This window comes from Spirulina sp. 06S082, assembly GCF_034932145.1.
Classification (GTDB): domain Bacteria; phylum Cyanobacteriota; class Cyanobacteriia; order Cyanobacteriales; family Spirulinaceae; genus CCY15215.
In genome coordinates, this window is the sequence record NZ_JAYGHV010000069.1 from 1 (window position 1) to 7255 (window position 7255).

The 7255-nt window shown below is 43.3% G+C and carries 8 protein-coding genes; all 8 read left to right on the plus strand.

Annotated elements, in window-relative coordinates:
• The coding region (locus tag VB714_RS06605; RefSeq protein ID WP_323222364.1) for a thiamine pyrophosphate-dependent enzyme at positions 1 to 589 on the plus strand (589 nt) is incomplete at its 5' end.
• 90 nt (positions 590 to 679) lie between these two features.
• Positions 680 to 1216 (plus strand): hypothetical protein, encoded by a 537-nt coding sequence (locus VB714_RS06610; RefSeq protein ID WP_323222365.1) that lies wholly within the window; start codon positions 680 to 682, stop codon positions 1214 to 1216.
• A gap of 9 nt (positions 1217 to 1225) precedes the next feature.
• On the plus strand, positions 1226 to 2176 hold the full coding sequence (locus VB714_RS06615) for a GDP-L-fucose synthase (protein WP_323222367.1): 951 nt from the start codon (positions 1226 to 1228) through the stop codon (positions 2174 to 2176).
• Between the two features lie 249 nt (positions 2177 to 2425).
• Complete coding sequence (locus VB714_RS06620) at positions 2426 to 3955, plus strand: B12-binding domain-containing radical SAM protein (RefSeq protein ID WP_323222369.1); 1530 nt, start codon at positions 2426 to 2428, stop codon at positions 3953 to 3955.
• Positions 3956 to 4077: 122 nt separating this feature from the next.
• Positions 4078 to 5010 carry an NAD(P)-dependent oxidoreductase gene (locus VB714_RS06625; RefSeq protein ID WP_323222371.1) on the plus strand — a complete coding sequence of 311 codons (933 nt, stop codon included), beginning with the start codon at positions 4078 to 4080 and terminating at the stop codon, positions 5008 to 5010.
• Positions 5011 to 5018: 8 nt separating this feature from the next.
• Positions 5019 to 6023, plus strand: a complete 1005-nt coding sequence (locus VB714_RS06630; RefSeq protein ID WP_323222373.1) for a hypothetical protein — start codon at positions 5019 to 5021, stop codon at positions 6021 to 6023.
• Positions 6020 to 6586 carry a D-sedoheptulose-7-phosphate isomerase gene (locus VB714_RS06635; protein ID WP_323222375.1) on the plus strand — a complete coding sequence of 189 codons (567 nt, stop codon included), beginning with the start codon at positions 6020 to 6022 and terminating at the stop codon, positions 6584 to 6586. The genes VB714_RS06630 and VB714_RS06635 overlap by 4 nt, the downstream gene beginning before the upstream one ends.
• Before the next feature lie 83 nt (positions 6587 to 6669).
• Positions 6670 to 7255: DegT/DnrJ/EryC1/StrS aminotransferase family protein (locus tag VB714_RS06640; RefSeq protein WP_323222376.1), on the plus strand; the 586-nt coding region annotated here is incomplete at its 3' end.

Here is a 7255-nt window from a genome sequence, read left to right on the forward strand (position 1 = left end):
TGCATTTGAAGAAGAAATTGCCGAATTGTTTAATACCGCCAAGATTCGCGCTCCCATTCATTTATATTATGGGAATGAAGAGCTGATTATTAAGGTATTTCAAGGAATTCGTCCTCAAGATTGGGTATTTTGCTCTTGGCGCAGTCACTATCAATGTTTGTTAAAAGGAGTCCCTCGCGAACAATTGCGACAAGAAATCATCGAAGGACGTTCTATTTCTCTTTGTTTTCCCGAGTATCGTGTTTTTTCATCAGCGATTGTCGGAGGGGTTTTACCCATTGCTGTAGGTGCAGCAATGTCCATTAAAATGAGGGGCGAAGAAAGCAAAGTCTACTGTTTTATGGGAGAAATGACCGCAGAAACAGGGATTGCTTATGAAGCTATCAAATACAGTCGCAATCACAAACTTCCCATTCATTTTATTGTTGAGGACAATGAAAAATCTGTTTGTACGGATACAAGGGAAGTTTGGAATCAACCCCGTCTGAGTTTTGAAGATTTTGAAAACAGAGAAGATGAGTATATTACTTATTATCGATATCAAACCAAGTATCCTCATGCCGGGGCCGGTGTTCGCGTTGAATTTTAATGTAGGGACGTTAGTTAGTCGGCTAAAACGTCCCTACAAAATCACAAATCAAGGATTTTGTCAATATCTGTATTTGAAAGGACTGACTCGATGAAATATTTTGATGAACTCAAGCGATCGATGAATTTCTTGGCTGAAGATCCGAGAGTTATTTTCATCGGTCAAGCGGTTGCGGTCAAGGGAACTGCTATGACCAACACCTTGAAAGAGGTTTCTTTGGAGAAAAGAATTGAGTTACCCGTCGCTGAAGAAATGCAAATGGGAATGACTAGCGGTATGGCTTTAACCGGCTTAATTCCTGTTAGTATTTTTCCGAGATGGAATTTTCTCCTCTGTGCTATTAACCAACTTGTCAACCATTTAGACAAGATTCAAGTTATGTCGAATGGGGGCTATCAAACCAAGGCAATTATCCGTACTGGCATTGGTTCAGAACGTCCTCTTCACCCACAATATCAACATATTGGCGATTTTACTGAGGCTATTACTCGCTGTTGTACAACCATTGAGGTGATTCGCTTAGAAGAACCTGAAGATATCTTTCCCGCTTATGAATTAGCCCTGAAGCGTGAAGATGGAAAAAGTACCATTGTTGTTGAATATGGTGATTTTTATAGTGAAAAATAAGGAAGGCTAATGAAACGACAGGTTTTATATATTGCTGGTCATACGGGACTTGTCGGTTCTGCACTATTACGACGTACAATTCGGGATGAAAATTATGCTGTGATTACGCGAACCCGTGCTGAACTGGATTTGATGAACTCGGACAGTGTAGCTGAGTTTATGCAGCAAGAAAGTCCCGATCGCGTTATTATTGCAGCCGGTCGAGTAGGAGGGATCTTAGCTAATCAAACATATTGCGGGGAGTTTATCCACCAAAATTTAACGATCCAAAATAATTTGATTCATCAATCGATGAAAGCTGGTGTTAAATCCCTTGTTTTTTTAGGAAGTTCGTGTATGTATCCCAAGCATTGTCCGCAACCTATGTCAGAAAGTGCTTTGTTGACGGGTTTGCTTGAGGAAACCAATTTGCCCTATGCGATCGCCAAAATTTCTGGCTGGGGGATGTGCCAAGCATATAATCAGCAATATGGTATGAATTATATGACCGCCATTCCCGCAAATCTTTATGGCCGGAATGATAACTTTCACCCTCAAGATAGTCATGTCATTCCGGGTATGATTCGTCGCTTTCACGAAGCCAAAATCCAGCAGTTGAAAGAAGTCGTTGTTTGGGGAACCGGTAAACCTAAACGGGAATTTTTATTGAGTGACGATCTTGCGGATGCGTTACTTTTTTTGCTAGAGAAAAATTATCATTCCTCTCAACCGATTAACATTGGTAGCGGACAGGAAGTTAGTATTTCCGAACTAGCCGAAACGATTAAGGAAATTGTGGGTTTCGATGGTCATCTGATTTTCGATACCCATAAACCCGATGGGATGCCCCTGAAGCGCTTGGATAACTCTCAAATGGAGAAATTAGCTTGGTCTGCGAAAACCTCCTTAGCTGAGGGAATTCAAAAGGTCTATGAATGGTGTCTTAATTCTAAAATCTTTGAGAAAATCCCGTTTTATTAATTCATGCGTAAGCCTTCAGGTGAAGGGGTTGACAAAAAAGGAAAGATAGTTAGTGTAGAAGAATAGGAAAATTCTGCCTGTTCTGTTATCGGTGCTGAGGCTATTACCGACACAGATGACAGTAGAGATAACAGTAGAGATAACAGTTGACACTTCTCACTAAAATATAGGTTTATGCCAGAACGCTTTTGTTGCAAATTGTATCCCTGAATATTTTCTGTACATTTTTTATTTTCAAACAACTCTCCTATGTCACACATAACATTAGTTCGTCCCCCTGCTTTAATATCCCGTCATTCTAATACTGGTCCTTTAACTCCGCCCATTGGGCTGGCTTATATTGCTGCGAGCCTAATCGAGGCCGGTCATTCGGTAACTATCGTCGATGGAATCGGCGAAGATCCCCTCAAAATAACGCCACTCTTTGACGACAGAATGCTGGCAATCGGCCTGTTGATGCACGAAATTGTAGAACGAGTTCCCCAGCATACCGATTTAATCGGGGTCAGTTGTATGTTTTCTCAAGAATGGCCCTACATTCGCAAACTGATTGAGTTATTGAAAATAAAATTGCCGCAAGTTCCCCTCCTTGCGGGAGGAGAACATATTACTGCTATGCCCGACTTCGTGCTAGAGGAATGTCCAGACTTGGAATACTGTGCTTTAGGAGAAGGAGAAGAAACCTTAGTCGATATTGCCAAGCGCCTGGACGATCCTACCACGATGACAGAAGTAGAAGGCTTGGCGCTGCGACGGGAAGGGCGAATTTTGCGAACTCCCCCACGTGCGAGAATTACAGCCATTGATGATATTCCTCAACCTGCTTGGGATTTAGTCCCTCTAGAAAATTATTTAAGTAATGGTCTAGGTTATGGCGTTGATTTGGGGCGAAGTATGCCCCTCATTGCCACGAGAGGCTGTCCTTTTCGCTGCACTTTTTGTTCCAATCCCAGCATGTGGACGACAAAATGGATTGCGCGTAAACCAGAATTAGTTTTGGATGAAATTGAAGAATACATCAAGAAATATCAGGTGGACAATATCGATTTTTATGACCTCACCGCGATCGTGCGAAAAGATTGGATTGTTGAATTCTGCCAATTGATTAAACAACGCAATCTTAAATTTACTTGGCAATTACCTAGTGGCACTCGTTCGGAGGCGATCGATGCAGAAGTCTCGCAACTCCTTTACGAAGCCGGGTGTCGCAATCTGTCCTATGCGCCCGAGAGTGGTTCGATGGAAACCTTGAAAAAAATCAAAAAGATGGTCAAACTAGACCGAATGCTGGATTCTATGAAGGCAGCCGTCAAGAATGGTTTGAATGTCAAAGCCCATGTTATCATCGGCTTCCCGAGCGAAACGCGCCGCCAAGTTTGGGAGACTCTCGGGTTTTTAGTCAAAATGGCTTGGATTGGCGTTCATGATATGTCGATTACCATGTTCTCCCCCTACCCCGGTTCTGAATTATTCCAAGAGCTTACCGAGGATAAGAAGATTACTGAATATTCGGATGATTATTTTTTGGGTTTAGCCTGTTATAGCGATCCGACTCAAACGGTTTCTTGGTGTAGCAATCTCTCAACCAAGGAACTCAATCTTATGTGGCTTTTAGGAACATTGATATTTTATAGTACACAGTATACGCTGCGCCCTTGGCGGCTGATACGGATGCTGTTTAATCTGATTTCTCAGCGTCAGGAATCGCGCTTGGATAAGTCTTTACAGGAGTATATTCGACGCGTGTTCGTTACTCGCAAATCTCTGGCGGCAAAGTAGAATATTCGACGCATGTTCGTTACTCGCAATCTCTAGCAACAAAGTAGAAAAGTAGAGATGTTTTCTACAATAGATGGGGATGAGTAAACCCAAAAAGATACTTTTTCAGGAAACAAAAAAAGATGAAAATTCTTGTCACTGGTGGCGCAGGCTATATCGGTTCGGTTTTGGTGCCAATGTTGCTCCAAAAAGGCCATGAAGTAACGGTTCTCGACAACTTTATGTATGGTCAAACACCCTTACTGGATTGTTGTTACGATCGCAATCTGAAAATTATTCGGGGGGACGTGCGCGATCGCGATCTCGTCAAGGAACTCGTCGCTAAGGTGGATGTTATTTTACCCTTGGCTTGTTTAACCGGGGCTCCCCTGTGCGATCGCGATCCCGTGGGGGCAAAACAAATTAACTACGAAGGAGTCCGCTTTCTCGCCGAGAGTAAATCCCCCGAACAAATGCTCATTTTTCCCTGCACCAATAGCGGCTATGGAGTCGGAGAAGAAGGGATATTTTGCGACGAAGATACCCCCATGCGTCCCATTTCTCTTTACGGCAAACTCAAAGTAGACATCGATCGCTATCTTTTAGACCGAGGAGACTGCGTGACCTTTCGCTTTGCCACAGTTTTTGGAGTCAGTCCTCGGATGCGGCTGGATTTATTGGTGAATGACTTTACTTATCGCGCCGTCGTCGATCGCACCGTCGTTCTTTTTGAAGCGCACTTCAAACGCAATTATCTTCACGTTCGCGATGCCGCCGGAGCCTTTATTCATGCGATCGAGAACTATGCTCAGATGAAAGGAAAACCCTTTAACGTCGGACTTTCCGAAGCCAACTTGAGCAAACAAGAATTGTGCGAAGCCATCCAACGCCAAGTTCCCGAATTTCGCTTTATCCTCTCGGAAATCGGCAAAGATCCCGACCAACGGAACTACATTGTCAGCAACGAACGAATTGAAGCAACAGGATTTAAGACCCAAGTTTCCCTCGATCGCGGCATCCAGGAACTCATCAAGGGCTACCAAGTCATCAGAAGAAATCAATTTGCCAATGTTTAAATAACCCTATGATCATTACCCGCACGCCCTATCGACTATCTTTTTTTGGGGGAGGAACAGACTATAACCCGTGGTTTGAAGAACATGGCGGACTGGTTGTCGCCGTAGGAATTGCCCATTATTGCTATCTCACTGTCCGTTATTTGCCACCATTTTTTGAACACCGCAGTCGGATTGTTTATTCCAAAATCGAAAGCGTTGCCAAACACCAAGAGATTATTCATCCTGCCGTTCGCGGTTGTCTTGAATATTTGCAAGTCCCAGAGGGAATAGAAATTCACCATGATGGGGATTTGCCCGCTCGTTCGGGGATTGGTTCGAGTTCTTCCTTTACTGTCGGTCTACTCCATGCTCTCCATGCTCTTCAGGGTCGTATGCGCTCCTCAGAACAACTTGCTTTAGAAGCGATCGAGGTCGAACAAGTTCTTTTGAAAGAATCCGTCGGTATTCAAGATCAAATTATGGCAGCACATGGGGGCTGTCAATTTATTGACATGAAACCGGGAGGCAAATGGACGATCAATAATGTATTATTGCCGGCTGATTATTTAAAAGATTTAGAATCTCATGTTCTCTTCGGCTTTAGTGGAGTCAGTCGTCTTGCCGAACGTCATGCTCGCGCTAAAGTTGATAATATCAAGCGTGGCAAAACTACAGACGAACTCAAATCTATTTACGCTCTAGCACGGGAGGCATTGAAACTCTTTTCTCAACAAGCCTCCTTTGAGGCGATCGGGGAACTACTCGACAAGAGTTGGCATCTGAAATGCCGTTTGGCCGAGGGAGTTTCTGCCTCTTGGATGGACGACCTCTATCAGACTGCGCTACGAGCCGGTGCCTTTGGTGGTAAATTAATGGGCGCAGGCGGGGGAGGATTTTTCTTTTTCCTTGCTCCCCCTGAAAAGCATCAAAAAATTCGCGATGCTCTCCCTCAAATTAAAGTTTGGGTTCCCTTTCAAATTGACCATACTGGCTCGCAAGTTGTTTTTTATAATCCATCTCCAAAAGCATGAGCGATTTTAAGCAAAGACTCAAGGAGCATAGTACGTTAGTTTCTCAGATGGCGACCCTAGAAGAACGAGGGGTCATCGAAGAAGCGATCGCGCTGCTTTGCTCTGCTCTATCTTGTGGATTGCCCGTGCTGATTTGCGGTAACGGAGGCTCGGCCTCCGATGCCTTACATATTTCAGGAGAATTGGTCGGGACTTTTTTACGAGAAAGAAAGGCTTTGAATGTTATTTGCTTAAATGCTAATGTCTCGGTTTTAACAGCATGGACAAACGATTATGAGTTTGATTCAGTTTTTTCCCGTCAAGTCGAAGCTCATGGTCAGTCTGGGGGAGTTTGTTGGGGAATATCCACCAGTGGGAACTCCCAAAACGTTGTTCGAGCAATGCAAGTCGCTCAGAAACTGGGATTACAAACCCTCGGTCTTACCGGACAAGGTGGGGGGAAAATGGCTCAATGCTGTGATATATTGATTGATGTTCCTTCTACGGTTACACCGCGAATTCAGGAATTACATCTTTTGCTATATCACTATATCTGTGAAGAAATTGAAGCTCGTTTGTGTTAATCTCCGCCTATAGAGATGTTACTGGAAATGTCTCTAGATATGACCATCTCTACATTTTTAAATCTATTTTTTTGCACTTGATTATGAATTTTCCCTTAATGCGAAACAATATCCTTCGGGAAGATTTAGATGCACTCATTGAGTATCTAAAGCAGGACGATCCAATTTTAACTCAATCCAAAAATGTGAAGGCTTTTGAGGAAGAGTGGTCTGAATGGTTGGGCGTAAAATATAGCGTATTTGTTAACTCTGGTTCTTCAGCTAATCTTTTAACAATGGCAGCATTAAAGCTGCGCTATCCTTCAGGAGGAGAAGTTATTGTTCCTCCACTCACATGGGTTTCCGATTTGTCCTCAGTCCTACAAAATGGTTTTACCCCAGTTGTTGTGGATATCGATCGCCATACGTTAGGGATGGATTCTCAGCAAATTATTGCCAAATTGAACGAAAATACACGAGCCGTATTTTTAACCCACGTTCAAGGTTTCGATGCCTTAACTGACGAACTTTTAGAAGAATTAAACCGTCGTAATATTCTCTTAGTTGAGGATGTTTGCGAGTCTCATGGCGCTACTCATAACAACAAGAAATTAGGTAGTTTTAGCTGGGTATCCAACTTTTCCTTCTACTATGCTCACCACATGAGTACCATTGAAGGAGGAATGCTCT